Annotated in this window: 22 protein-coding genes; 8 read left to right on the top strand and 14 right to left on the bottom strand. The window is 73.8% G+C overall.

Annotated features, from left to right (window positions below; all coding sequences use genetic code 11):
- The first annotated feature begins 24 nt into the window (after positions 1 to 24).
- The gene (locus ACFSHS_RS10055; protein ID WP_376874737.1) at positions 25 to 960 is read left to right on the top strand and encodes a hypothetical protein; all 936 of its coding nucleotides are present in this window, start codon (positions 25 to 27) and stop codon (positions 958 to 960) included.
- A gap of 90 nt (positions 961 to 1,050) precedes the next feature.
- Here the strand turns inward: ACFSHS_RS10055 and ACFSHS_RS10050 are convergent, their stop codons facing one another.
- The 4 genes from ACFSHS_RS10050 to ACFSHS_RS10035 all read right to left on the bottom strand — a co-directional run bounded on the left by ACFSHS_RS10050 (position 1,051) and on the right by ACFSHS_RS10035 (position 5,029).
- Positions 1,051 to 2,346 (bottom strand): PhoH family protein, encoded by a 1,296-nt coding sequence (locus tag ACFSHS_RS10050; protein ID WP_376874734.1) that lies wholly within the window; start codon positions 2,344 to 2,346, stop codon positions 1,051 to 1,053.
- A 359-nt stretch (positions 2,347 to 2,705) separates the two neighbouring features.
- Positions 2,706 to 2,981 carry a hypothetical protein gene (locus tag ACFSHS_RS10045; RefSeq protein ID WP_376874731.1) on the bottom strand — a complete coding sequence of 92 codons (276 nt, stop codon included), beginning with the start codon at positions 2,979 to 2,981 and terminating at the stop codon, positions 2,706 to 2,708.
- Positions 2,982 to 2,984: 3 nt separating this feature from the next.
- Positions 2,985 to 4,202, bottom strand: coding sequence for a DUF885 domain-containing protein (locus ACFSHS_RS10040; RefSeq protein WP_376874728.1), 1,218 nt, complete (start codon positions 4,200 to 4,202; stop codon positions 2,985 to 2,987).
- 47 nt (positions 4,203 to 4,249) lie between these two features.
- Entirely contained in the window at positions 4,250 to 5,029 is a 780-nt protein-coding gene (locus ACFSHS_RS10035; RefSeq protein WP_376874725.1) for an isoprenyl transferase, read from the bottom strand.
- A gap of 134 nt (positions 5,030 to 5,163) precedes the next feature.
- Here ACFSHS_RS10035 and trhA point away from each other — a divergent pair, with 134 nt between their 5' ends.
- On the top strand, positions 5,164 to 5,979 hold the full coding sequence (trhA, locus tag ACFSHS_RS10030) for a PAQR family membrane homeostasis protein TrhA (RefSeq protein WP_376874722.1): 816 nt from the start codon (positions 5,164 to 5,166) through the stop codon (positions 5,977 to 5,979).
- 61 nt (positions 5,980 to 6,040) lie between these two features.
- On the opposite strand, the gene ACFSHS_RS10025 is transcribed toward trhA, so the two are convergent.
- From ACFSHS_RS10025 to ACFSHS_RS10010, 4 genes are all read right to left on the bottom strand, one after another.
- The gene (locus tag ACFSHS_RS10025; protein WP_376874719.1) at positions 6,041 to 7,312 is read right to left on the bottom strand and encodes a geranylgeranyl reductase family protein; all 1,272 of its coding nucleotides are present in this window, start codon (positions 7,310 to 7,312) and stop codon (positions 6,041 to 6,043) included.
- Positions 7,313 to 7,439: 127 nt separating this feature from the next.
- Positions 7,440 to 8,102 carry a maleylpyruvate isomerase N-terminal domain-containing protein gene (locus tag ACFSHS_RS10020; protein WP_376874716.1) on the bottom strand — a complete coding sequence of 221 codons (663 nt, stop codon included), beginning with the start codon at positions 8,100 to 8,102 and terminating at the stop codon, positions 7,440 to 7,442.
- Between the two features lie 76 nt (positions 8,103 to 8,178).
- Positions 8,179 to 8,784, bottom strand: a complete 606-nt coding sequence (locus tag ACFSHS_RS10015; RefSeq protein WP_376874713.1) for a hypothetical protein — start codon at positions 8,782 to 8,784, stop codon at positions 8,179 to 8,181.
- Between the two features lie 59 nt (positions 8,785 to 8,843).
- On the bottom strand, positions 8,844 to 10,841 hold the full coding sequence (locus ACFSHS_RS10010; protein ID WP_376874710.1) for a thioredoxin domain-containing protein: 1,998 nt from the start codon (positions 10,839 to 10,841) through the stop codon (positions 8,844 to 8,846).
- 577 nt (positions 10,842 to 11,418) lie between these two features.
- Between ACFSHS_RS10010 and ACFSHS_RS10005 the strand changes: the two genes are divergently transcribed.
- On the top strand, positions 11,419 to 11,733 hold the full coding sequence (locus ACFSHS_RS10005) for a beta propeller repeat protein (RefSeq protein ID WP_376874707.1): 315 nt from the start codon (positions 11,419 to 11,421) through the stop codon (positions 11,731 to 11,733).
- A gap of 59 nt (positions 11,734 to 11,792) precedes the next feature.
- On the opposite strand, the gene ACFSHS_RS10000 is transcribed toward ACFSHS_RS10005, so the two are convergent.
- Entirely contained in the window at positions 11,793 to 12,200 is a 408-nt protein-coding gene (locus ACFSHS_RS10000) for a four-helix bundle copper-binding protein (RefSeq protein ID WP_376874704.1), read from the bottom strand.
- A gap of 133 nt (positions 12,201 to 12,333) precedes the next feature.
- On the opposite strand from ACFSHS_RS10000, the gene ACFSHS_RS09995 reads away from it, so the two are divergent.
- Complete coding sequence (locus tag ACFSHS_RS09995; RefSeq protein ID WP_376874701.1) at positions 12,334 to 12,717, top strand: ArsR/SmtB family transcription factor; 384 nt, start codon at positions 12,334 to 12,336, stop codon at positions 12,715 to 12,717.
- A 45-nt stretch (positions 12,718 to 12,762) separates the two neighbouring features.
- Here ACFSHS_RS09995 and ACFSHS_RS09990 read toward each other — a convergent pair whose 3' ends face one another.
- Entirely contained in the window at positions 12,763 to 13,329 is a 567-nt protein-coding gene (locus tag ACFSHS_RS09990; RefSeq protein ID WP_376874698.1) for a TetR/AcrR family transcriptional regulator, read from the bottom strand.
- 92 nt (positions 13,330 to 13,421) lie between these two features.
- Between ACFSHS_RS09990 and ACFSHS_RS09985 the strand changes: the two genes are divergently transcribed.
- A complete protein-coding gene (locus ACFSHS_RS09985; RefSeq protein ID WP_376874695.1) occupies positions 13,422 to 13,664 on the top strand; it encodes a hypothetical protein in 243 nt (80 codons plus the stop codon).
- Positions 13,658 to 14,155, top strand: coding sequence for a hypothetical protein (locus ACFSHS_RS09980; RefSeq protein WP_376874692.1), 498 nt, complete (start codon positions 13,658 to 13,660; stop codon positions 14,153 to 14,155). The genes ACFSHS_RS09985 and ACFSHS_RS09980 overlap by 7 nt, the downstream gene beginning before the upstream one ends.
- A gap of 180 nt (positions 14,156 to 14,335) precedes the next feature.
- Here the strand turns inward: ACFSHS_RS09980 and ACFSHS_RS09975 are convergent, their stop codons facing one another.
- The 3 genes from ACFSHS_RS09975 to ACFSHS_RS09965 all read right to left on the bottom strand — a co-directional run bounded on the left by ACFSHS_RS09975 (position 14,336) and on the right by ACFSHS_RS09965 (position 19,620).
- A complete protein-coding gene (locus ACFSHS_RS09975; protein WP_376874689.1) occupies positions 14,336 to 15,523 on the bottom strand; it encodes an MFS transporter in 1,188 nt (395 codons plus the stop codon).
- 85 nt (positions 15,524 to 15,608) lie between these two features.
- On the bottom strand, positions 15,609 to 17,123 hold the full coding sequence (locus ACFSHS_RS09970; protein WP_376874686.1) for an MFS transporter: 1,515 nt from the start codon (positions 17,121 to 17,123) through the stop codon (positions 15,609 to 15,611).
- A gap of 415 nt (positions 17,124 to 17,538) precedes the next feature.
- Positions 17,539 to 19,620 carry a multicopper oxidase domain-containing protein gene (locus tag ACFSHS_RS09965; protein WP_376874683.1) on the bottom strand — a complete coding sequence of 694 codons (2,082 nt, stop codon included), beginning with the start codon at positions 19,618 to 19,620 and terminating at the stop codon, positions 17,539 to 17,541.
- A gap of 165 nt (positions 19,621 to 19,785) precedes the next feature.
- On the opposite strand from ACFSHS_RS09965, the gene ACFSHS_RS09960 reads away from it, so the two are divergent.
- Positions 19,786 to 23,013, top strand: a complete 3,228-nt coding sequence (locus tag ACFSHS_RS09960) for an ATP-binding protein (protein WP_376874680.1) — start codon at positions 19,786 to 19,788, stop codon at positions 23,011 to 23,013.
- A gap of 145 nt (positions 23,014 to 23,158) precedes the next feature.
- On the opposite strand, the gene ACFSHS_RS09955 is transcribed toward ACFSHS_RS09960, so the two are convergent.
- Positions 23,159 to 23,692 (bottom strand): phosphate-starvation-inducible PsiE family protein, encoded by a 534-nt coding sequence (locus tag ACFSHS_RS09955; protein WP_376874677.1) that lies wholly within the window; start codon positions 23,690 to 23,692, stop codon positions 23,159 to 23,161.
- A gap of 294 nt (positions 23,693 to 23,986) precedes the next feature.
- On the opposite strand from ACFSHS_RS09955, the gene ACFSHS_RS09950 reads away from it, so the two are divergent.
- The gene (locus tag ACFSHS_RS09950) at positions 23,987 to 24,556 is read left to right on the top strand and encodes an AMIN-like domain-containing (lipo)protein (protein WP_376874674.1); all 570 of its coding nucleotides are present in this window, start codon (positions 23,987 to 23,989) and stop codon (positions 24,554 to 24,556) included.
- Positions 24,557 to 24,567: the final 11 nt, after the last annotated feature.

Genomic DNA, 24,567 nt, shown 5'->3' with positions numbered 1-24,567 from the left:
ACGGCGGTAGGGCAGGGTCGCTCCGTGACGGAATCCGACGTCCCCTCCCCCGCCCTGCTCCGCCGCGTCGACGCGCTCGCCGAGGGCTTCTCGGATGCCGAACTGGCCAGGATGGTCCGACGACGGGAGCTCCTGCGAGTGCGACGCGGCGCCTACGTGCGCGATGCCGCGGAGCTGCCGACCGATCGGGCGGCACGCCACTGGCTGAGCGTCGTCGCCACGGTCGCCGCGCTGCGGACCCCGGCAATCGTGAGCCACACCTCGGCCGCCGCACTGCACGGTCAGCCGTTGTGGGGGGTCCGGCTCGACCGGGTGCACGTGCTGCGTCGTCCTCCTGCAGCCGGCAGCGGTAGCGCCCGGGTGCATCTGCACGTGGCACAGGTGCCCGACGACCAGGTGACGTGGGTGCAGGGCGTGCTGACCACCGACGTCACCCGCACCGTCGTCGACGTCGCCCGGTGCGAGTCCTTCGAGGCAGCGGTGGTCACCGCCGACGGAGCGCTCGCGTCGCGACGGACGACGGCCTCGGGCCTGACGAAGTGCCTCGAGGCCATGGGGCCGGTGCCGGGCACCCGCCGCGCGGCGCGGGCACTCGCCTTCGCCGACGGGTTGAGCGGGAGCGTCGGCGAGAGCCGGAGCCGCGTCCTGATGCACCGGCTGGGCCTGCCCCGACCCGACCTGCAGGTGAGGGTTCTCCGCCCGGACCGGTCGCTGGTCGGTCGCTGCGACTTCGGCTGGCGCGAGCACCGGACGCTGGGCGAGTTCGACGGCAGGGTGAAGTACGGCCGCCTTGTCCGGCCCGGCCAGGAGCCCCGGGACGTCGTCTTCGCCGAGAAACTGCGCGAGGACGAGCTGCGAGACCTGCAGTGGCGGGTGGTGCGGTGGACGTGGGACGACCTGCAGGACGGTGCCGTCATCGGGGGACGGCTGCGACGGGCGTTCGCCGGCAGCCGCCGCTGACAGCGCTCTTGCGGTGTCCTGCCCGCCCCTGCGGCGTTGCACGGCCGCAGGAACGACCGGAACACCGCAGGAGCAGGCGCCCATGCGGGGTCAGCGGGGGAGGTCCTCGAGCATCTCGGTGACCAGCGCGGCGATCGGCGAGCGCTCGGAGCGGGTGAGGGTGACGTGGGCGAAGAGCGGGTGACCCTTGAGCGCCTCGATCACCGCCGTGATGCCGTCGTGCCGGCCCACCCGGAGGTTGTCGCGCTGCGCGACGTCGTGCGTGAGCACCACGCGCGACCCCGCGCCCAGCCGGGACAGCACGGTGAGGAGCACGCCGCGCTCGAGGGACTGCGCCTCGTCGACGATCACGAACGAGTCGTGCAGCGAGCGACCGCGGATGTGGGTGAGCGGCAGCACCTCGATGAGCCCGCGGGAGTCGATCTCGTCGATGACGGCCGGGGACACCAGCGCGCCCAGGGTGTCGTAGACCGCCTGACCCCAGGGCGACATCTTCTCGTTCTCGCTCCCGGGCAGGTAGCCGAGCTCCTGGCCACCGACGGCGTAGAGCGGGCGGAAGATGACGACCTTCTTGTGCGCGCGGCGCTCCATCACCGACTCCAGGCCCGCGCACAGGGCCAGCGCCGACTTGCCGGTGCCGGCGCGTCCGCCGAGCGACACGATCCCGATCTCGGGGTCCAGGAGCAGGTCGAGGGCGATGCGCTGCTCGGCGGAGCGGCCGTGCAGGCCGAAGGCCTCCCGGTCGCCTCGTACCAGCCGCACCTGCTTGTCGGGCGTGACCCGCCCCAGCGCCGACCCACGGGAGGACAGCAGCACCAGCCCGGTGTGCGGAGGCAGCTCGGCCGCTGCCGGGACGAACGTCTCCCCGGTGTCGTACAGCTCGCCGAGCTCGGCGTCGTCGAGCGCGAGCTCCGCCATCCCGGTGAAGCCGGCGTCGACGGCGTCCAGGACGCGGTACTCGTCGGTGTCCAGGCCGACGGCGGCCGCCTTGACGCGCAGCGGGACGTCCTTGGTGATCAGGCAGACGTCGCGGCCCTCGGAGCGGAGGTTCAGCGCCACCACCATGATCCGGCTGTCGTTGCTGTCGTTGCGGAAGCCCAGCGGCAGCACCGACGGGTCGCTGTGGTTCAGCTCGACGTGCAGCGTGCCGCCGTCCTCGCCGATCGGCACCGGCGCGTCCAGCCGGCCGTGCGCCACCCGCAGGTCGTCGAGCATGCGCAGCGCCTGCCGGGCGAACCAGCCCAGCTCGGGGTGGTTGCGCTTGTCCTCCAGCTCCCCGATCACCACGAGCGGGAGCACCACGTCGGAGTCACCGAAACGCATCAGGGCGCCCGGGTCCGAGAGCAGGACGGAGGTGTCGAGGACGTACGTGCGGCGAATGGTCACGAGTCGACTCCCGTGGGGCGCACGGCGCGCCCCCGCTCGAAGGTGGCCGGGCCCCGGCGCAGAGGCCGGGTTCCGGCCCCCCTGGTCGACGTGTACGTCAGCACCAACCGGGCCTCCCGTGGACGTCGAGGGCAGCTCGCCGTCCACCGCGGACGCTAGGCCCGGCCACCGACAACTGCGCGGTCACACCACGCCGTGCAACCCGAAGTTCACCCGACGGGGTACCGCGAGCCACAACCGCACCAACGGTGCGCAGCCACCTCCCGGCCGGGCCGGCGGAACCATCGGACGCCGTACCCCACCCGTGCACGGCCCGCGGCACCGTCGTCGCGGCGCTCCGCAGGGTGGACCGCGACGGCTCAGCGCCGGCGGTCGGGCCAGTCGGGGGGGCGCAGCGCGGGCCGCTCGACCGTGTCGGTGCGGTGGCCGAGGTCGTCGCGCGGGTCGCTGCCTCGACGCCGCCGTCCGCCCCGGGGGCGCAGCGCCACGAGCGCCCACAGGACCGGGACCAGCAGCACCGGCCACTGCAGGGACAGGTCGCCCAGCCGCAGCACCCCGGCGAGGAGCAGGCCGCCCAGCCACGCCGCCGTCCAAAGTCCCAGCGTGCGGGCCTCCTGCGGATCGTGCCGGCTCATGGGTCAGGCGGCCCGGAGTTCGGCGGCGACCGCCCGCGGGGTCAGTGGCTCGTCGAGGAGACGCACGAAGCGGTCGGCGACCGACTGCTCCGCGGGCCGCGCGGCCAGCCAGCGGGACAGGAGGTCGAAGCCCTCGACGTAGGTGGAGGTGTACGCGCGCCAGAGCGGATGGGTGAGGAAGCGGATCTGCTGGGCTGCGCGCTCGGCGCTCACCAGCGACCAGCGCTGCAGGTAGGCGCTCACCTCGTGGGCATCGGCACCGCGGTCGTGCAGGAGGACGGCGGCGTCCTGGCGGACGCGATTCAGCGGCGCCGCGGCCGCGGCCACCCGCTCGGCGAGGTGCCCGTCGAACCGCAGGCCCAGATCGGCGAGGATCTCCTCGGCCCACGGTCCCCACCCGTCTCCGATCGAGACCTGCACGCCGAGATCGGCCAGGCCCTCGGCCATCAGGCACTCCGGGGTGTTCACCAGGAAGACCGTGTGCTCCATCCGGTCGGCCCGCTCCACCAGGCCGCGTTCCTTGCGGCAGTGCTCGGTGTGGTGGCCCGGGTAGGACTCGTGCGCCACCAGGTGCGGCAGCTGCGAGAGCCGGTGCGGGAGATCGGCGTTGATGGCCACGCGGGAGCGGTAGTCGCCCTCGTAGTAGTTGAACCCCGACCACGGCTTGTCGGTGACCACCTCGTACTGCACCGTCTCCACCTCGGGCAGGCCGTACTGGCCCCGGACCCGGTCCCGCAGCGCGCTCGACAGCGCGTGCACCGCCGATTCCAGCCGCGCGGGCGGGCACTCTTCCCGGGTGCGGTGCGCGGCGTACCGCTCGGCGAGCGTGCCGTCGCCGGGCAGCAGGGCGTCGAGCTCGGCGTGCGCGGCGGCGTACCGTGCCGGGTCCCCGAGGACGACGTCGACCTGGAAGTAGGCGGCCACCTCGTCGACGAACCCGACCGGCTCCCCGCTCATCTTCCGGGCACTGCACTCGAGGCCGGTGAGCTGCCCGCGCAGGTACTCGGTCCGGTCGGCCGCCAGGCCGGCAGCGTCCAGCTCCCCCAGCAGGGTCCGCGCCTGGTCCCGCAGTGCCGACGGCGTGGGCGCCGGCTCGTCGGCCACCTGGGCGCGCAACCGCGGATCACCGGTGTAGGCGTCGACGAAGCCGGACTCCAGGCGGTCGAACCGCAGCCCCAGCCGTACGTACTCGAGGGGCAGGTCGAGAGGGAGGGCCGCCATGACGCGCAGTTTCGCAGCCGTCGCCGGGAGCCCGGGAACCGGCCGGGTCAGCTTCCGAACCGGCGGTGCCGCGCGGAGTAGTCGCGCAGGGCGCGCAGGAAGTCGACCCGCCGGAACTCCGGCCAGTAGACGTCGGTGAAGTGGAACTCGGTGTTCGCCGTCTGCCAGAGGAGGAACCCGGACAGCCGCTGCTCCCCGCTGGTGCGGATCACCAGGTCCGGATCGGGCTGGCCACGGGTGTAGAGGTGCTCGGCGATGTGCTCCACCTCGAGCGACTCCACGAGCTCTTCGAACGTGGTGCCGCGTGCGGCGTGCTCGGCCAGGAGCGACCGGACGGCGTCGGCGATCTCCTGCCTCCCGCCGTAGCCGACAGCCAGGTTCACCGTCGCGCCCGGACGGTCGCGCGTGTCCTCCTCCGCCTGCTTGAGGACGGCGACGGTCTCCGGCGGCAGCACCTCGGGGGCGCCCATCGCCCGCACCTGCCAGGGCCGGCCGGGGCGGGACAGGTCGACGGCGACGTCCTCGATGATCTGCAGGAGCGTCCGCAGCTCGGCCTCCGGACGGCTGAGGTTGTCGGTGGAGAGCATGAACAGCGTGACGACGGAGACACCGGCGTCGTCGCACCAGCCCAGCAGGTCGACGATCTTGTCCGCCCCCCGGCGGTGCCCGTGCGCGACGTCCTCCAGGCCGATCGACCGCGCCCACCGCCGGTTGCCGTCCATGATCACGCCGACGTGCCGGGGGACGTCGGCGCCCTCCAGCGCGCGGGCGAGCCGCCGTTCGTAGATCTGCACGATCGCGTCCCGCACCTGCCGACGCACCGCCACGGGGTCACCCTAGGCCCCGGCTGCCGGGCGGGCCGGGTACCGGGTGAGGTGGCGCTGCGAAGGCCCGTCGGCCTCCGGGGAGGTCACAGGTGGTTGCGGATGACGACCTCCCTACGGGTTCGTAACCTCGAAGCATGAGTCTTGCCCCCGACGAGCGTGAACAGGTGCGGGTGCGGGCCGACCGCGCCGAGATCGAAGCCCCGGCGGGCCAGGCGGTGGCCGCCGTCCTCGAGGAGGGCGAGCAGGTCGAGCGCGCCTGGACCGCCACGGATTTCCGCGACCGGGACTGGGAGCATCCCGACACCCGCCCCCGCATGCGCGGCTGGCTGCACCTCTTCGCCTTCTTCGCCGCCGTCGTGGCCGGTGCGGTGCTCATCCCGCTGGCATCGGTGGAGGGCGCCCGCGCCGGCTTCTCGGTCGCCGTCTACTGCCTGACGATCTGCGGCCTGTTCGGCACCAGCGCGCTGTACCACCGCCGCCGCTGGTCACCGCGCGGCTGGAAGATCATGAAGCGTCTCGACCACTCGATGATCTTCCTGTTCATCGCCGGCACCTACACGCCCTTCTCCCTCCTGGCCGTCGACCAGCCGACCGGCTACTGGGTGCTCGCCGGGGTGTGGGCCGGAGCGCTGGCCGGCGTGGTGCTCAAGCTGAGCTGGCCCACCGCCCCTCGCTGGGTGGGTGTGCCGCTCTACATCGGGCTGGGCTGGGTCGCCGTCTTCGTGCTGACCGACATCCTGCACATCGCCGGCGTCACCTCGATGGTGCTGCTGGCGGTGGGCGGTCTGCTGTACACCTTCGGCGGGGTCACCTACGCGGTCAAGCGGCCGAACCCCTGGCCCGGCACCTTCGGCTATCACGAGGTCTTCCACGCGATGACGGTCGTGGCCGCCATCTGCCACTACATCGCCGTCTACTTCGCCGTCTACAACTCCCCCTTCCTGAGCTGACCGCAGCCTCCGGTACAGAAAGCGGCACCGGTCACCGCAGCTTTCGGTACAGAAAGCGGGGTCAGGCGGTGCGGAGGTCGGGTGCCGGGAACGGAGGGCGGTCGTCGAGCCGCACCGACAGCCGGCCGGCCGTGCGCCACGCCCTCGCGACGGCGTCCCGGTCGGCCTCGGTGACCAGGTTGCCCATCACCCGCAGCGCCACGGTCATCAGCGCCCGGGACCGCATGCCGACGGGACCGGCCGCCGGCAGGAAACGGGGCACGGTGAGCAGCCCGGCCAGCCGGCGGGCGATGGAGAAGGCCTCGCCGTAGTGCCGGCGCAGGGTCGCCGGCCACGCGGCCGACCAGTCGTCCTCCTCCAGCAGCCCGGCGATGGTGCGCCCCGTCTCCAGCCCGTAGTCGATGCCCTCCCCGTTGAGCGGGTTCACGCAGCCGGCGGCGTCCCCGATCAGTGCCCAGTTCCGGCCGGCGACGCCGGAGACGGCGCCGCCCATCGGCAGCAGCGCGGAGGCGACGTCGCGCACCGGTCCGTCGAGCCGCCACTCGTCCTGGCGCGCCGCGGCGTAGACCTCCAGCAGAGCCTTGAGCCGGACCCCGGCCGGGCGGCGCGCGGTGGCCAGGGTGCCGACGCCCAGGTTCACCTCGCCGGCGGCGGCGCCGAGGGGGAACACCCAGCCGTACCCGGAGAGCAGCTCTCCCTCGGTGCCGCGCAGCTCGAGGTGCGAGGAGATCCACTCGTCGTCGCTGCGGCCCGAGCGGACGTAGCTGCGGGCCGCCACGCCGTAGGCGGTGTCCCGGTGCCAGACCCGGCCGAGCACCCGGCCCAGCGGCGATCGCACCCCGTCGGCGACGACGAGCCGCCGGCAGGCGACCGTTCTCCGCTCGCCGTCGTCCAGCTCGAACACCACGCCGCTCACCCGGTCCCCGTCCCGCTCGACGTCGACCGCGCGGGCCCCGTCGACCGCGATCGCGCCCGAGTCGAGCGCCACCTGCCGGATGCGGGCGTCGAGCTCGGTGCGCGGCACCGCGCTGCCGTGGTCGGGGAAGTCGCCGCCGGGCCAGGGCAGCTCCCACTGCTGCCCGAAACCGGCGGCCCGCAGGCCGCGGTTGCGGGCGTGCCCGCGCACCCAGTCGCCGAGGCCGAGGAGGTCGAGCTCCGCGATCGCCCGGGGGGTCAGCCCGTCGCCGCACGTCTTGTCGCGGGGGAAGACGGCCGCGTCGGCGAGGACGACGTCGCGCCTCGAGCGGGCCGCCCAGGCCGCGGCCGCGGAGCCGGCAGGCCCCGCTCCGACCACGAGGACGTCGGTCGCTACAGGGACGGCACTCGCTGGCACGGGGTCCAGTCTCCCTGGCCGGGAGGAGCGGGGCCCGGAGGGTTCCCGACGAGCGGCGGCGCGGGCACGTCCCACGTCGGGGACGGCTCCTGGCCGCGGTGCGATCCGGAGGGTCGCGGCGCCGTTCTCAGCCGAACAGGGGGAAGGCGGCCGCGTCGTTCCCCAGCTCGGCCCGGTCGCCGGCGGTCAGGGGCTCCCGCCCGGTCCCGCGCCGGGCGGCCGTGACGTCGTCCCAGCCGGCCGGGAGCGGCCCGCCCAGCAGCCCCTCCAGCACCCGCCGCACCTCGGCGAGCGGGGCTGCGGCGGGGCCCGGACGGTGCAGCCGCAGCACCAGGTCCAGATGGTGCACGGCGGCCTCGACGGTGAGCGTGGAGAGGAGGTCGGCCACGGTGAGCACCCGGCCCTGGGTGGCCACCAGGTCGGACGAGGCGACCCGCGCGGCCGCCACGAGCACCGCCGCGGACGTCTCGGCGTAGCGGCCGGCGATGCCAGCGAGTCCGCCGTGCACGGAGGCGGCGACGCGGGTGCTCCAGAGCTCCTCCTCGTCGCCGGGCGCCGGTGGCTGCCACGCCGTCCAGTAGGAGACGGCGTCGGTGTCGGCCAGGCCCGTGGCCGGACTGTTGAGCGCCACGAGGGCCCGCCGGGCGTCGCTGAGGAGGTGGAACCCGAGGTCGACCGGGGTCCAGCCGGCGCAGCCGGTCGGCTCCCAGCCCTCCTCCACGCGCAGCGACGACAGGACCTCGGACAGGTCGCGGTAGGCGGTGGTCAGCAGGCCGAGCGGCTCGGACACGTCCGCAGCCTCGCAGACAGGGCCCTGCTGCAGGGGCCCGCACCGAACGGGCGAGGGGCGGGGGCAGGAGGGTCGGTCACCGCGGCCCCCGCCCGCGGACCTCCTCGACCGCCGCCATGGCGTCCCGCAGCTCGCTCAGCCACTGCTCGGCGTTCCGGCCGACCAGCCGCACCGCCCACGCCAGGGCCTCCGACCGCGACCGGGCGACGCCGGCGTCGACGAGGGTGTCCAGGACGAGCCGCTCCGGCTGCCGCAGGCGGGTCATCACCGGCACCGACAGCGTGGTGAACAGCTCGCGCTGGTCGCCGCAGGACGCACCCCAGGCCACCGATCGGCCGTAGCGCTCCTGGGCGGCGTCGGCGATCGCCATCCGCTGCGGGCGGGTGTCCTCCCGAAACCGGGAGATCCGGCCGGCTCGTGCCGCGGCCGGGTCGCCCTCGCCGGCGTCCGGCTCGGGCAGCGAGCCCACGACGGTGATCTCGTCCCGGTCGATGGTCAGCTCGACCGGTCCGGTGAACCACCCGTCCGGCAGCCGCCCGGCGAACCAGCCGGCGACCTCGGCCCGCTCCACCGGTGGCGGTGCGTCACCACCCCGCCCACCGGGTCCTCGGCCGCGTCCGCGGCGGAATCCGGGACCGAAAGCCGCTCCGAAGGCGGCGTCGGCGAATCGGTGAGCGTGCATGGCGACCTCCCGCGGTCCGCATTGATTACACGCTTACACGGTAGAAGCGGAGCGGCTGGTCAGGAAGGGCTCATCGCTGCGCTCAGAGCGGACACGTCGGTGACCGGGGCGGAGCAGACGAAGCCCCGGCAGACGTAGGCCGCCGGACGCCCGTCCACGGCGGGCCGGTCGGCCAGCAGGGGGACGCCGGGGGTGTCCGGCTCGCCGACGACGACCACGGCGCCCGGGCTCGTGGACGCCCGTGCCGCGGCCGCAAGGGCGTCGCGTGCGGGCCCGGCCGGTCCGCTGACCGCCACCTCCAGCGGGCCGGCCAGCAACGCCTCGCCCACCGCGGCCGCCCATCCGGCGGCCCGCGGCGCCTGCTCCACCAGCCGGGTGAGCGAGGCGAGGGCGGCCTCCCCCAGTTCGCGGTGCCGCGGCGAGCCGGCCAGGGCGCCGTACCCCACCGCCGCTCCGGCGACCGCCGCCACGCCCGCGGGGGTGGGGCCGTCGGTGGGGTCGAACGGGCGGTGGACGAGCGCCTCGGCGTCGGCGGCGGTGTCGTGCCAGCCCTCGACGTCGATGAACTGCTCCGCGACGACGTCGAGCAGGTCGCCGGAGAGGTCGAGCCACCGCCCTTCACCGGTCGCCTGGTGCAGCGCCAGCAGTCCCTCGGCCAGATCGCCGTAGTCCTCGAGGACACCCGCGTACCGGCCGGCGACCCCGTTCCGGGAGGCCCGGCGCAGCCGGCCGTCGACCCAGTGCGTCGCGGCCAGGAGGTCGGCGGCGCGTCGGGCGGCGGTCACCGACTCCTCCGCACCCGTCAGGACCCCGTGCTCGGCCAGCGCCGCGATGGTCAGGCCGTTCCAGGCGGTGACGACCTTGTCGTCCCGGGCGGGCTGCGGTCGCCGGGCCCGCGCCGCGCGCAGCCGCTCCTTCACCGAGGCCAGCCGGGCCGGGTCGCCGGAATCGTGCAGCCACTGCAACGTCGACGTCCCGTGCTCGAAGGTGCCCCGGTCGGTGACCTCGAACTGGCCGGCCGCCCAGCGTCCGTCCTCGGGACCGAGGACCTCGATCAGCTGGCCGGGGGTCCAAACGTAGGTCAGCCCCTCGACGCCCTCGGTGTCGGCGTCCAGCGCGGAGGCGAAGCCGCCCTCGGCGGTACCCAGGTCGCGGATCAGGAAGCCGGCCGTCTCGTCCGCGACGCGGCGCGCCCACTCCTCGCCCGTGGCCCGCCAGAGGTGGAGGTAGACCCGCAGCAGCAGGGCGTTGTCGTAGAGCATCTTCTCGAAGTGCGGAACCACCCACCGGGCGTCGACGGCGTACCGCGCGAAGCCGCCGGCGAGCTGGTCGTAGATGCCGCCGCGCGCCATCGCCTCGAGGGTGCCGCGCGCCATGCGCAGGGCCTCGGGGTCGCCGGTGCGGGCGTGGTTGCGGAGCAGGAACTCCAGCACCATGGACGGCGGGAACTTCGGGGCGCCCCCGAAGCCCGCCGCGGTTTCGTCGTAGGACTCGGCGAGCGAGCGGACGGCGGCGTCGAGGACCTCGGCCGACAGCGGTGCGGGCGCGCCCAGGTCCAGCCGGGAGGAGATCGCGCCCACGATCCGCGCGCCGGCCGACTCCAGCTCGGATCGGCGGTTGGCCCACGCGTCGGCGACGGCGGCCAGCACCTGGCGGAACGCGGGCATGCCGTGCGCGGGGCGGGGCGGGAAGTACGTGCCGCAGTAGAACGGCTTGCCGTCGGGCGTGGTGAAGACCGTCATCGGCCACCCGCCGCGCCCGGTCATCGCCTGGGTCGCGGTCATGTACACGCTGTCGACGTCGGGGCGCTCCTCGCGGTCGACCTTCACGCACACGAACGACTCGTTCATGGCAGCCGCCGTCGCCTCGTCCTCGAACGACTCGTGCGCCATCACGTGGCACCAGTGGCAGGCCGCGTAGCCGACGGAGATCAGCAGCGGCTTGTCCAACCGACGAGCTTCGGCGAACGCCTCCGGTCCCCACTCCCACCAGTCGACGGGGTTGTCCGCGTGCTGCAGGAGATACGGGCTCGTCGCACCGGCGAGACGGTTCGGCATGCCCCTGTCCTTCCCTCACCGGTGCACGAGCGAACGGATGGGGGGATCCGGGGTCGGGACAACGACTCCAGCATTCGTACCCGGGGTGGCGCGCACACCCGGTGATGCGTGCGGGCGATTGAGCACCGAGCCGGCTGGGCACGTTCGGCCGAGTACCAACGGCGCGATGCCTGCGCGGCCGGGCGACATCCCCCCACCCACGTCTTCGACGCGTAGGTCCTCGAGGCATGGACCCTTCCCCGCCGAGCCTGCCAAGACCGGAAGTCGCCGGCTGCGCCTTCGACCCATCACGGCCTGCTCCGGGTCCACGGCGGCGCACTGACTCCGGTGGGCCCGGTGATCGACCTCATGGGCTTCACCGTCGCCGGCGCCGGCCCCGGCCCCCATCTGGCCTCGGGCCCCCGCGGCTGCACGTCGACCTGCCCCCAACCAGTCGGGCTCATCGGGTCCACCGACGGCGGGGGCACCTGGACGCCGGTGTCCCGCAGGGGGAGTCGGACTTCCACGCCCTCGCGATCAGCGACGCCGGGGTGCTCGGCTACGACGGGGCGCTGGCCAGCAGTCCTGACGGCCAGGCGTGGCAGCAGCTGCAGATCCCCGCTCGGTCGACGGGGGTGCGGCCTGGGTTGCCGTCGACGGTGCGCCGCTGCTGCAGGTGGTCACCTGGACCGGCGGCGGTAGTACCGCGGTCGGGGTCGATCCGGGTGGCAGCCTGTGGACCACCACCGACGCCGCCACCAGCTGGCAGGAGAGGTGCCGGTTGGGGTTCCCGCCGCAGGCCGTGGCCGTGGCCGCGACCGGCCGCGGGCTGCGGATCGCCGTGGTGACCGCCGAGGGCGTGCTGGAGTCGGTCGACGGCGGTCGCACGTTCACCGATGTGCCGATCGGCTGACCCACCCGAGGCCGCGGCCCGCTTCGCCAAGCGGTGGGACGAGGTCGCGGCGCGATCGGTCAGCCCAGGGAGCCGAGCAGCTCCCGGCAAGCGGTCTCGCACCGCCGGCACGCCTCGGCGCACACCCGGCAGTGCTCGTGCATCCCGGCGTGCTGCTCGCACTCGTCGCCGCAGGCCCGGCATGCCGCCGCGCAGGCCTCCAGCACGGCCCGGGTGAGGTTCGCGTCGTATCCGGTGTGGCGGCTCAGCACCCGCCCGGTGGTGTCGCAGACGTCGGCGCAGTCGAGGTTGGTCCGGATGCACGTGGTCAGATCGGCGACCATGTCCTCGCTCAGACAGGCATCGGCGCACGCGCTGCACGCCTGCGCGCACTCGAAGCACGCCTCGATGCAGGTGCGCAGCTTGTCCTTGTCCACCCCGCCGAGGTCCTTCGGGTAGGCGTCGAGCATCTGGGCGGCGACTGTCATGGGAACTCCCTTCGGGCCGGCGCCTGGCGGCTCGTTGCCACCGGGACGGCAGCCGGCAACGTCCGCATACCCGTACGGGTGTGTGGCAGACACTCGCCACTGTTCCGATGTCGGTGCCGGGTACAACGGGCGTGTGAGCGAGACCAGCCACGATCACCCGGTCGACCCCGACCGGGTCGCGTCCGCCCGTGCCCGGCTGCCGACCGCGGCCGACGCCGAGCGGATGACCTCGCTGCTGGGCCTGCTGGCCGATCCGGTCCGCGCGCGGCTGCTGTACGCCCTCGACGTCGCGCAGGAGTTGTGCGTCGGAGATCTCGCTCTCGCGCTGGAGGTGACGGAGGACCAGGCCGGCTACGGGCTGCGCGTCCTGCGCGGCGCCGGTCTGGTCAGCCGCCGAAAGCAGGGCCGCGTCGTCTACTACCGGCTCGCCGACGGCTTTCCCGAGCCGCTGCGCGAGCACTGCCTGCGCCAGCTGGTCGAGCTCAGCCGCGCACCGGTCGCCGACGAGGAGGCGTAGGGCACCGATCCGAGAGCTGAACGGGCGGGCACCCCTGGCGGTCCCTCAGCGGGCGGCTCGGAGCCCGTCGAGGGTGACGGCGACCAGCCGCGCCACCGCAGCGTCCTCGGCGGCGCCGGCCGCGGACAGGGCGGCGGTGACGTAGTCGGCCAGCTCGTCCGGCGGGACGTCGGTGCGCACCCGTCCGTCGCGCGCGGCCTCGGCGACCAGTTCCCGCACGAAGTCGTGCAGCCGGCGGCGAGCCGCGTCGGCGTGCGCTCCACGGTGCAACGCCGCCGCCAGCTGGGAGCCGTCGTGCCCGCGACTCAGCCAGGCATACGCATGGAGGACCGCCGCCAGCCGGTCGAGTGCGGTGCCGGCCCGGTCGCGGGCGGCGGTGAGCTGGGCGAGGTGCCCCGCGACCTGCCGCTCGTGCCAGGCGGCCAGCACCGACTCCAGGTCGGGGAAGTACTTGTACAGCGTGGCGCGGCCGATGCCGGCCCGGTCGGCGACCTGCGTCATCGCGACCGAGGCCAGCCCCTGCTCGGCGACCAGCGCCGCGGTCGCGTCCAGCACGGCGTCGCGGACCGCGCGCCGATGATCGGCGACCGTGTCCGTCCACAACTTCGGCACGTGGCTCAGCATATGTGCGAGACCCTCTGTCGCGGTGTAGACAAGTTGTCTCGATCCGGCACCAGGCCGGTGCACCTGGAGAGGAACCCGTCATGGCCGAACCGCCCGTCGACCCGAACCCGACACGGGAGGGCACCCCCCGCACCGGCGGCCCCGGCGTGCCCGGCTGGGTGAAGGTCCTCGGTGTCGTGGTGCTGCTGGTGGTGCTGCTCGTCGTCGTCCTGCACGTCACCGGCAACAGCCTCGGCGGGCCCGGCGGCCATCTGGGCTCAGCCGCGTCCAGGCTTGCTGGCGTGACGGGGGCTGCGGCCGGGACGGGACCACTGGCGTGGTGAGCCCTGCGGTCCGCAAGCTCGCCCTCACCGCGCACGTGACCACCTCGGTGGGCTGGCTCGGCGCGGTCGGTGCGTTCGCCGCCCTGGGTGTCGCCGGGATGGCCGCCGAGAGCCAGGCCACGGTCCGCGGCGCCTACGTCGCCGCCGACGTCGTCACCTGGGCGGTGATCGTGCCGCTGTGCCTGGCCTCGCTGGTCACCGGCGTCGTGCAGTCCGTGGGGACCCCGTGGGGCCTCCTGCGGCACTGGTGGGTGGCGATCAAGCTGGTGCTCACCGTCGCCGCCACCGCCCTGCTGCTGCTGCACACACAGCCGATCGGGCACCTCAGCGGCGTTGCTTCCTCCGGTGCTGCCTTCGGCGCCGACCTCGACGGCATGCGGCTGCAGCTGGTCGTCGACGCCGCCGCCGCACTGGCAGTGCTGACCGGCGCTACTGCACTGGCGGTCTTCAAGCCGCGCGGGCTGACCGGAGTCGGCCGCCACCCGGCCTAGCCGTCACCGGCGTGACCACCCGGCCGTGGCCGAGAGCCTGACGCCACCGCCGACGACTGCCAGCTGTCCTGGGTGAACTCCGCCGACAGATGGTGGTCCTGGCAGTTCCACGCACCGGCGGCGGCCAGTGGCCCCACGCCTCCGCCTGCGTGCAGGTGACGCACCGACCCGCGCCGTCGTTCAGCTCGCCTCCGTCATCGAGGGCCGGAGGACGCGGGCGGCGATGCCGGCAGCGGGAACGAGGAGGCTGAAGGTCAGAGTCATCGCCGCTGGCAGCCCGACCAGGCCCTGCAGCGCCCCGACCCCGATGTAGAGCAGCCCTGCGAGCCCGCTACCGAGCCCCATCACCACACCGGCGGCTGCGGTGGGGTTCTGCGGGGCCGCGTTCTGCGCCGCGACGACGAGGAGCGGCTGGCTCGCGTAGAGCAGTGCACCGGCGACGCCGGCGAGCACCATCGTGACCGCACCGGGTGGCGTGAGCAGCACGACGACGAGCGCCGGAGCCGCCGCCAGGAGGGAGACGACTGCGGTCCGCCGGTGGCCGTAGCGAGGCGCGAGCGCTCCTCCGGCCACGGCGCCGAGGCCGGCGCCCAGCGAGAAGGCGCCGAGCGTCCACCCCAGCAGAGGATCGTCGGGTGCCAGGTCGTGCGCGTCCACCAGCCACAGGGGCACCGCGCTGGTGAAGGCGACGAAGGCGAGGCCTGCCAACGTCGCCGCAGCGGTCAGCCACGGGATCACGCCGGTGTACAGGCGTCGGTCCAGCGAGCGGAGCAGCCGCCCGGTGCCGTGCGGCTCGAACTCGGGCAGCAGCGCGATGACGCCCAGGGACAGGAGCAGGCCGGGCACCATGAGCCAGGGCATCGCGTCGATCCCGTACCAGGACACCAGGTAGAGGATCAGAACCGGGCCGGCGGCGAAGCCGGCCATGCCCCCGGCCGTGAACAGGCCCACCGCCAGCCCGGGGTTCTTGGCGGCAGGACCACCGACGATGCTGGTGGACACCGGGTGGATCGCGGCCGACCCCAGCCCGCCGAGCACCAGCAGGAGCAGCAGCACAGGGACTGTGCCGGCCAGACCGACGAGGCTGAAAGACACCGCACCCAACGCCACCCCGGCCCCGGCGACGCGGCGTAGCCCCAGCCGGTCGGCGAGCGCGCCGAACACCGGCTGCGTGATCGACGAACTGACGGTGAGGGCTGCGACCAGGGCGGCCAGCGTGGTCGTCCCGGCAGCCAGTCGCGCCTGCAGCGTGGGCAGCAGCGCGCCGAGAGTCGCGGTCAGGATGTCGTTGACCGCGTGGACGAGGGCCAGGAAGGCCGCCATCCGGGTTCCCGTGAGGATGCCTGGCTCGCGGACCACGTGTGGCATGAGGTGGTTCTCCTGTGCTCCATCAGCCAGGACGGACCGAGGACGGGAGGAGTCCCGGCCGGGCGCGGCCGGGACCCCGTCCGGTTCAGTGGTGGTGCGCCTCGGGGAGGCGGGGTTGCCGGCGGTCGATGAGCAGCCAGCTGAGGACGGCGACGACGAGGCCGGTGGCGCTGATCAGGCCGCCGACCCAGTTCACCGAGGCCAGCCCCAGCCCGCCGTCGATGGCGGCGCCGCCCAGGTAGATGCCCAGTGCGCTGCCGAGGGTGAAGGCGGAGATGTTCGCCGCCGATGCCACGTCCGGGGCGTGCCCGGCCGCGTTCATCACCCGCAGCTGGAGCGGGGCCACGACGGAGAAGGCCGCGACGCCGAAGACGAACGTCCCGATCACCGCGGTGACCGTGTTCTCGATCGCCCACGTCATAGCGAACAGCACCGCCGCCAGGGTGGCGATCGTGCCCAGTACCGACGGCATCAACCTGCGGTCGGCCAGGCGGCCACCGAGGTTGTTGCCGATGAACAGCCCGGCGCCGAACAGCAGCAGCAACGGGGTGATCCAGCCACTGGAGAGTCCGGTCACCTCGGTGTACTGCGGAGCGATGTAGACGTAGCTGGTGAACACACCGCCGTAGCCGAGCAGGGTGGTCAGCAACGCCGCCCACACGGCCGGACGCCGCAGCGCCACGAGCTGCTCCCGCATGCCCGGTCCGTGCCCGCCACCGCCCAGGTGAGCCAGGGCGTGGGCGTCCAGTCCGTCGGTGTCGACAGCCGTACCGGGGCCCGCCGCCGGGTGCGCGGCGGAGGCGTCACGATGGCCGTGCTCGCCCCCATCGTGGCTGCCCTGGCCGTGCTCAGCGCCGTGGCCGCGTGCGGTGCCGTGGGCGTGCTCGGCGCCGTGGGCGTGCTCATCGCCGTCGCCGTGAGGGTGCGGGCTGCGGTGCGCCGACGGAAGGAATGCCAGCAGGCCGATCAGAGCGAGCCCACCGAAGACCACGAGCGTCCAGAAGGTGGACCGCCACCCCAGGGTCTGGCCGACGGCGGCACCGATCGGCGCGCCGAGGACGGTCGAGGCGGTGAGGCCCATGAAGACGGTGGCCACGGCACGGCCCTTACGTGCCGGGTCGACCAGTTCGGCGGCGTACACGGCGGCTATGCCGAGGAACGCCCCGTGCGCCATCGCCGAGACGACGCGACCGCTCATGATCAAGCCGTAGGTGGGTCCGAGGGCCGACAGCAGGTTGCCGGCAAGGAAGACTCCCGTGGTGGCCAGCAGCATGGTCCGACGGGGGAACCGGGTGCCGACTGCGGCGAACAGCGGGGCCCCGACGGCCACGCCGAGCGCGTAGGCGCTTTCCAGGTGACCCACCGCGCCGATCGTCACGTGCAAGGACGCGGCGATCTCGCGGACGACGCCGGCGACGATGAACTCGTCGGCGCCCATCGCGAACGCGCCGATCACCATCGCCCAGACAGCCAGCGGCATCCGCGGCGTCCGCCGGGAGGCTCGTGGGACTGTTGCCGCCGGGCTTCCGTGCGGGTGCCCGGCCGCGGCCTCGGGCCGGCGTTGCCGGACGGCGCGCACCGCCGTCTCGTGAGCGCTCATGACTCCTCCTTCGCTCATACCCCTGCGGGGTATCGCGCGAACGACGTGCTGGTGTCGTTCATTCCGTGTTTCCGCCGCCCGGGCGAGGACCGGAGCGGCGTGCGGGCTCGCAGAGCAGACCCTGCTCGCCGGCGCTGTCCGGACGCTGTTGTGACGCTGACCGGGCCGATGCAGACCAGCAGCGGGCGAGAAGGCCGGTGGACCGCGCCTCGACAGCCGTGAGCGCCACGGTCGCCACGACCCCATTGCGGCGTCAGCGCAACGTCCGCCGAGCCCCTGACAGGCGTGGGCGACCGGTCCGGGGGCAGGCCCGGCGGACCGCCCTAGCCGCAGCGATCGGCGTCGCCGTCGCGACCGACCTGGCCATCGTCCCGTTACGACGGCTCAGCGGCGGTTGCGCCCGGTGCTGGGGCGGTCACCGGGTCCCTCCCGCCGCGACGGTGAAGCTGAACATCATCCCGGCGTGCAGGTGCTCGGCGATGTGGCAGTGGGCCATCCAGGTGCCCGAGGTGGACAGCTCGAGCAGGATGTCGACGACCTCCCCTGTGCGCACCAGGACGGTGTCCTTCCACCCCAGGTTGGGTTCGGGCACGCCGTCACGGGCGAGCACGAGGAAGCGACCGGCCCCGTGCACGTGGAAGGGGTGGTGCATGGGGTGGTCGGAGTCCATCTCGTTGACCAGCCGGATCTTCACCCGATCCCCCACCGTGAAGCGCCAGTCGACGGGTGGGACCTTGCCGCCGGCGGTGCGGTCGAGCAGCTGCCAGCGCATGGTGGCCGTGGTGGTCTGACGGTTCGCCTCGGCCATGTCGTCTTCCCACTCGACGCCGTCGGCGGTGCCGGCACCGTGGTCGGCGTGTGCGTGCGTGGCGTCGTGCACCGTCGCTGACCCCTCCGGTCGCGACTCGTGGCCCATGGGTCCGTGGCCCGACTCGTGGCCCATGGGTCCGTGGTCCGACTCGTGGCCCATGGGTCCGTGGCCCGTGTCGTCGCCCGCGCTGGAGTCGGCGAGGCCGGCCGCCGGGGCCATCAGCAGCTTCATGCCGCACTTCGGGCACTGGCCGGGCTGGTCGCTGACCACGTCGGGGTGCATCGGGCAGGCGTAGGTGACCGCGGCAGCGGTGGCCATCAGCTTCATGCCGCACTTCGGGCACCGGCCGGGCTGGTCGCTGACCACGTCGGGGTGCATCGGGCAGGCGTACGTGACCGGCCCCGCAGCCGCGCCAGCGGGGTCCTCCATCTCGGCGACGATGGCCAGGACCTTGTCCGGGGGCGCGGCGAGCCAGCCCTCGAGGTGCTTCCGTTCGGCGGTCAGCTCCGGCGCGGAGCGCAGCACGCCGAACGCCTCGGCCAGCGGCGGGTCGGCGAGCTCCTCTGTCACGGTGATCGACGCGAGCCGGTAGGTGCGCCGCGGGCTGCGGTGCTCCAGGGTGAGCTCGCCGGCCCGGTCGAACAGCACGTCGACGACGGCACGCTCGGAGGGGGACAGGACGACGTCGGAGACGAACTGCTCGTGCTCGACCCGGCCGCTGTCGCCGCCGACGAGCTTCATCCGCGCCCCGGGCAGGGCCACGCGGAAGACGCGGCTGTTGGCGGTGTTGGTCAGCCACAGCCTCACCACCTCGCCGGTGCGGGCGGTCAGCGACAGATCGGTCTCACCGCTGATGAGCAGCACGTTCCCGTAGCGCCCCATCGCCGCGTAGTTGGTCTCGGCCCGGCTGAAGGGGGCGATCGCGCCGCCCTCGACGAGCACGTCGTCGAGGGTGAGCACCACGTCGCGGTGCGCTGCCGGCCAGTAGTCCGGCTCCGCGGGGTCGACCAGGATGGTGCCGTAGAGGCCCATCTCCTGCTGGACGTCCTCACGGACATGGGGGTGGTACCAGTAGCCGCCGGCGTCGGGACACCGGACGCGGTAGGTGAACTGACCACCGGGCGGGATCGGCGCCTGGGTCTCGTACGGCACCCCGTCGTAGCGGTTCTCCAGCCGCAGCCCGTGCCAGTGCACGGTGGTCTCCATGTCGGTGTCGTTGGTGACGTGCACGACGATCTCCGAGCCCTGCCGGACCCGGAGGGTGGGCCCGGGGATCGACCCGTTGTAGGCGAGCATCCGGACCGTGGCGTCGCCCAGCCGCTTCGTGACCGGGGCGATCCGGAGCCGCATCTCGTCGCCGTCGCGGAGTTCGAGCAGCTCGGGCCGGGTGGCCGGGGGCAGATCAGCGATGTCGGTGGAGAAGAAGGTGTCCACGGGGAGTTCTCCTGTTCTTGTCATGCCGGGGAACGGGGAGCCGTCGGTGGGGACCGGGTCGGGGCCGGTGGCGTAGCCGGCGTCGCCGATCGCGGCGGTGACCGCGGTGGGGTCGGCCGGGCCGGTCACCCGCACGGTTCGGGTGGCGTAGTCGACCTGGAGGGTCTGGACGCCTGGCACGTCGTTGATCCGGGCGCTGACCGCCCGGACGTCCTGCCGCGAGGTCATCGCCGGTACGTGGATCGAGATCATGGGCTCCTCCGTGCCGGGGTGGGTGGGTCCCGACCGTGCCGAGGTGCGCTGTCGGAACGCTGTCCGCTCGCTGACGCGGGTGATCCCGCCGGGCGAGAGCTCGTTGTGCGGGTGTCCGGCGAAGTCGACAATCGGCGCCTCGACGGACCGGTCCGGGGAGGGCGCATGCAGATCCGCGTCCTGGGGCCGGTCGAGGTGGTCGTCGACGGTCGGGGCCGGCCGTTGCCCGGGGCCGGGGAGCGGGAGCTGCTCGCGCTGCTGGCGCTCTCGGCGGGCCGCGTACTCGCCGTCCCCACCCTCGTCGACGCCCTGTGGGGCGAGGAGCTGCCGGCCAATCCGGGCAACGCGCTGCAGGGGCGGGTGTCCAAGCTCCGCCGCGCCCTGGCCGCCGCCGGGCTCGCCGACGTGCTCGTCACCCGTGCTCCCGGGTACCTGCTCGAGGTGGACCGGGCCGAGGTCGACGCGCTCCGCTTCGCCGACCTGGTCAAGGAGGCCCGCGCCGCCGCGGGAACCGAGCCGGGACGAGCCGCCCGGCTCTACGGCCAGGCGCTGGCGTGCTGGCGGGGCGCCGCGCTGGCGGAGTTCGCCGACGGGCACTGGGCCGAGCCGGAGGCGGCGCGGCTGACCGAGCTGCAGCTGGCGGCCCGAGAGGAGCTCATCGACCTGCAGCTGGCCGCGGGCCGGCACACCGACGTAATCACCGACCTCGAGGAACTCACCGCGGCACACCCGCTGCGGGAGCGGCTGCACGCCCGGCTGATGCTGGCGCTGTACCGAGCGGGCCGGCAGGCCGACGCGCTCGCGGCCTATCAGCGGGCCCGCGACGTGCTCGACGCCGAGCTCGGCCTGGCACCCGACGCCGAGCTGCGCGGTCTGCAGGAGGCGATCCTGCAGCAGCGCTCCGACCTCAAGGGCCCCGATGGGGCCGCCACGGTTCCCTCGGCCCCGCCGTCACCGCCACGTGAGGTGGCACGGCGGCTGCCACCGCGGCTGACGTCCTTCCTCGGCCGCGAGGCCGATCTGGACCGGGTGACCTCGCTGCTGCGTGCACACCGGCTGGTCACGGTCACCGGTCCCGGCGGCGTGGGGAAGACGAGTCTGGCGCTGGAGGCCGCGCGCGCCGCCGCGGGCCGCTTCGGCGACGGTGTGGGGTTCGTCCGGCTGGCCGGAGTGACGGACCCGGAGCAGGTGGCGCCCGCCGCGCTGGCCGCGCTGGAGGTGCGCGACGTGCCCACGGCGACCGCCGAGGACCAGCTGATCGGGCATCTGCGCGACCGTGCCGCCCTGCTGGTCCTGGACAACTGCGAGCACCTCGCCGACGCGTGTGCCCTGCTGTCCGAGCGGCTGCTGGAGTCGTGCCCGGCCGTGCGGCTGCTGGCGACGAGCCGAGAGCCGCTGGCCGCCCGCGGCGAGGTCCAGTGCGCCCTCGACCCCTTGCCGGTCCCCACCGAAGGGCACGCCGGGGAGGCGGCGGCCAGCGCCGCGGTGCAGTTGTTCGTCGACCGCGCCCGCGCCGCTCTGCCCGACTTCGCCCTTGACGAGGACAACGCCGCAGCAGTCGCCGACATCTGCCGGCACCTCGACGGGATCCCGCTGGCGCTCGAACTGGCCGCCGCCCGGGTCGCCGCCTTTCCCGTCGACCAGCTCGCCGGCCGCATGGGCGACCGGTTCACCCTGCTCACCACCGGCCCCCGGACGGCGGAGGCACGCCAGCGCACCCTGCGCGCCACCGTCGACTGGAGCTACCAGCTGCTGACCGACCCGGAGCGGGTGCTGCTGCGCCGGCTGTCGGTGTTCCGCGGCAACTGGACCCTGGAGGCGGTACAGGCCGTCGGCGACCGCGAGCCCCTCACGCCGGCCGCCGTCATGGACACCTTGGGCCGGCTGGTCGACCGCTCCCTGGTCACCGTCGACCGGACGGCGATCGGCCAGGGCGGCCCGCGGTACCACCTGCTGGAGACCATCCGCGAGTACGCCGGTGAGCGGCTGATCGAGTCGGGCGAACAGGACTGGGTGGCCCGGGCGCACGTCGACTACCTCACCGAGGTGGCCGAGGAGGCCGAGGCCGAGCTGCGGGGTGACGGTCAGGCGCGGTGGCTGCCGCGCCTGGCAGCAGTGCGTGACGACCTGGACGCCGCCCTCGCCTGGTGCACCGAGCACGCGGCGGAGGAACCGGACGCCGGCCTGCGGCTCGTGGGCGCGCTGGGGTGGTACTGGTACTTCGCCACCCGCCCGGACGGCGGCCGGCGGGTCGCCGCCATGCTGGCGACCGCACCGACCGGGTCACCCGCGGCACGGGCGCGGGCGCTCCAGGCCCTGGCCGTCGCCGCCCGTCCAGGGGCCTGCATCGTTCATCCCGACCCGGACTGCGCCGCCGCGGCCGCCGCCAGCCGGGGCCTGTTCGCCGACCTCGGCGACGACGCCCGCGCCGCCCTCTCGGACACCCTTCTCGCCGTCGAGGCCATCAGCGCCGACGACTCCGGAGCGGCGTTCGCCCAGCTGGAGCGGGCCGGCCGCCAGTTCGCCCGGACGGACGACGCCTGGGGCGCCGCGCTCGTGGACTTCGTGCGGATGGAACTGCACGCCGCCGTCGGCGACCTGACCGAGGCCACCGCCGTCGGGCAGCGGGCCCTGGCCTCCTTCCGTGCCCTGGGCGACCAGTGGGGCGTCTCGGCGATCCAGTTCCACCTCGGCATCGCGCTGCACCGATCCGGCCGGCTCGAGGAGGCGCTGGCCATGTACGAGGGCGCACTCGCCAGCGGAGAGGAGGTCGGGCCGGCCAACACGATCCAGTACGCCCTCGCCGGCGCCGGCCACGTCACCCTGCTGGTCGGCGATGCCGACCGCGCCGCCCGCTTGTTCGCCGAGTCCCACGCCGTGGCCCGGCAACTGGGTGCCGACGGCAACCCACGGGCCGCGGTCGGCGAAGGGCTGCTCGCCCGGGAGCGCGGCGACCTCGCCGCCGCGCGCGAGCATCTGGCATGGGCTCAGCAGCTGCTGGCCGGGCTGAACGAACCGGAGTGGACCGCCACCGCCCTGGTCTGCCTCGGTCACCTCGCCGAGGCCGACGGCGACGTCGACAGCGCCGCGTTCTCCCACCACCAGGCGTGGCAGACCGCCCCCGGGCACGCCGCCGCGCTCGAGGGACTGGCCTGCGTCGCTGCCGCCCGCGGCGACGGCCGTGCGGCCGCCGGACTGCTCGGCGCGGCCACCTGGTGGCGCAGCAAGCGACACCGCCCGGCCTCCCGGCTGGAACGCCTCGACATCGACCGGGCCGAACACCGCGCCCGCGCACTGCTCGGGGATGCCGAGTTCCTCATGGCGCACCGCGTCGGCACCAGCCGGCCCGAGGACGCTCTCGCAGACCTCGACAGAGCTGCCGTGCACCGCTGACCTCAGAGCCCCGCCGAGTTCCCCTCGCCGACTGCAAACGGCATTGCGCGAGCTCCGGGTGATCCGACCGTCGCGTGACACGGCCCGTGACCTGGAGGAGATACGGGCTGGTGGCGGTGGCGAGTCCGCTGGACACGGGTGTCGGCTACCGGTGAGGGGCAGCCTGACCGGGTGACCGGTCACCCTCGTCCGGTTCCCGTTCCTTGCGACGCAGCAGGAAGGAGGTCACGCCGAGGAGGACGACGAGGACACCGAGCAGGCCGATCTCGACGATGCGGTCGTCGAACTCCGCTCCCTTCCCCAGGGCGCCCGCGGCCTCGACGGAGAGCACGACGATCTCCTTGATCGAGGCGATGATGCCCACGAGCAGGAACGGCTCGGCCACGAGCTCGCGCTTCTCCACCGTCGTCCGGACGGCGAACAGCAGCTCGACCACGATGAAGACGAGGAGCAGGACGTCCAGCACCTCGAGCAGCGGCTGCTGGGAGAAGTCCGACGTCAGTGCCCAGGAGGTCTTGGCGGCCACCGCCAGCAGGACGAACGCCGACAGGACGAGGAAGAGCGCGATCCCCCCGTAGATCAGGTTCTCGGCGACCTCGAGGGCCCGCGTCCCGGCCCGACTGAAGCCGGGAGGGCGGACGTCTGCTTCTGGGTCCTGGTCACGCGGGTTCGGGGACACCGGCTGATCGTGCCCGGTTCCACGGCCCGCCGTGCGCCTGCCGCCCACGCCCCCTCCGCTGCCGCCGCGACGCGCCCTCCGCAGCCGAACCGGCCCCGGGAGGCTGCCGATATCTGCGGATGACTAGTTTTGCCAACAAGAGCCGCGAAGTACGGCTGGGAGCATACAAGACCTGACGACAACCCCGCCGAGACTTCGGCAGTTCTGGGCATTTACGGCCTATGGTGCTAGCGCGCGTGTCGGCGGATTCTGTGCTCAGCGCCACGTCTGGCGCTACCCGGCAGGAGGCCAGCCATGAACCGCATCCCGACCCGGCTTCTCGTCATCGTGCTCGCCGCGCTGTTCGCCGTGGGGGTGATCAGCCCCGCCTCGGCGGCCGCGAAACCCTACTGCGGCATCACGTGGGGCTCGCTGCCCAAGAGCGTCGAGACGCCGTCCAGGAACATGATCCTCGACGTCCGTGCCGGGCAGCACGCCTGCTTCGACCGGCTCGTCGTCGACCTCGGCGGCCGTGACCTCACGTTCCGCTCGTACGACGTGCGCTACGTCCCCGTCGTCATCCAGGACGGTTCGGGCGATCCCGTTCCCGTCCGCGGGGCCGCCGACCTGCAGATCCTGGTGCGGGCACCCGTTCAGGACGAGGACGGCCGGGTGACCTACCAGCCCGACGATCGTCGCGAGCTGGTGAACGTGTCCGGCTTCAGGACCTTCCGCCAGGTGGCGTGGGCCGGATCCTTCGAGGGTCAGAGCACCATCGCCCTGGGCGTCCGGGCTCGCCTGCCGTTCCGGGTCTTCACCCTCGCAGCCCTGCCCGGTTCCGAGCAGGGTCCGCGAATGGTGATCGACGTCGCGCACCGCTGGTAGCAGCCGGCACG

The sequence above is a fragment of the Blastococcus deserti genome, from assembly GCF_042682525.1.
Taxonomy (GTDB): Bacteria; Actinomycetota; Actinomycetes; order Mycobacteriales; family Geodermatophilaceae; genus Blastococcus_B; species Blastococcus_B deserti.
Note: the sequence above shows the minus strand (reverse complement) of the source record. Positions and strands in the feature narration are given on the sequence as shown.

Bases quoted from the DNA above. Each gene is read 5' to 3' on its own strand.
- ACFSHS_RS10045 (WP_376874731.1), bottom strand. From the start codon at position 2,981: ATGAGCCGGCACGATCCGCAGGAGGCCCGCACGCTGGGACTTTGGACG.
- ACFSHS_RS10040 (WP_376874728.1), bottom strand. From the start codon at position 4,202: ATGGCGGCCCTCCCTCTCGACCTGCCCCTCGAGTACGTACGGCTGGGG.
- trhA (WP_376874722.1), top strand. From the start codon at position 5,164: ATGAGTCTTGCCCCCGACGAGCGTGAACAGGTGCGGGTGCGGGCCGAC.
- ACFSHS_RS10015 (WP_376874713.1), bottom strand. From the start codon at position 8,784: ATGCACGCTCACCGATTCGCCGACGCCGCCTTCGGAGCGGCTTTCGGT.
- ACFSHS_RS10010 (WP_376874710.1), bottom strand. From the start codon at position 10,841: ATGCCGAACCGTCTCGCCGGTGCGACGAGCCCGTATCTCCTGCAGCAC.
- ACFSHS_RS10000 (WP_376874704.1), bottom strand. From the start codon at position 12,200: ATGACAGTCGCCGCCCAGATGCTCGACGCCTACCCGAAGGACCTCGGC.
- ACFSHS_RS09985 (WP_376874695.1), top strand. From the start codon at position 13,422: ATGGCCGAACCGCCCGTCGACCCGAACCCGACACGGGAGGGCACCCCC.
- ACFSHS_RS09975 (WP_376874689.1), bottom strand. From the start codon at position 15,523: ATGCCACACGTGGTCCGCGAGCCAGGCATCCTCACGGGAACCCGGATG.
- ACFSHS_RS09970 (WP_376874686.1), bottom strand. From the start codon at position 17,123: ATGAGCGCTCACGAGACGGCGGTGCGCGCCGTCCGGCAACGCCGGCCC.
- ACFSHS_RS09965 (WP_376874683.1), bottom strand. From the start codon at position 19,620: ATGATCTCGATCCACGTACCGGCGATGACCTCGCGGCAGGACGTCCGG.
- ACFSHS_RS09960 (WP_376874680.1), top strand. From the start codon at position 19,786: ATGCAGATCCGCGTCCTGGGGCCGGTCGAGGTGGTCGTCGACGGTCGG.
- ACFSHS_RS09950 (WP_376874674.1), top strand. From the start codon at position 23,987: ATGAACCGCATCCCGACCCGGCTTCTCGTCATCGTGCTCGCCGCGCTG.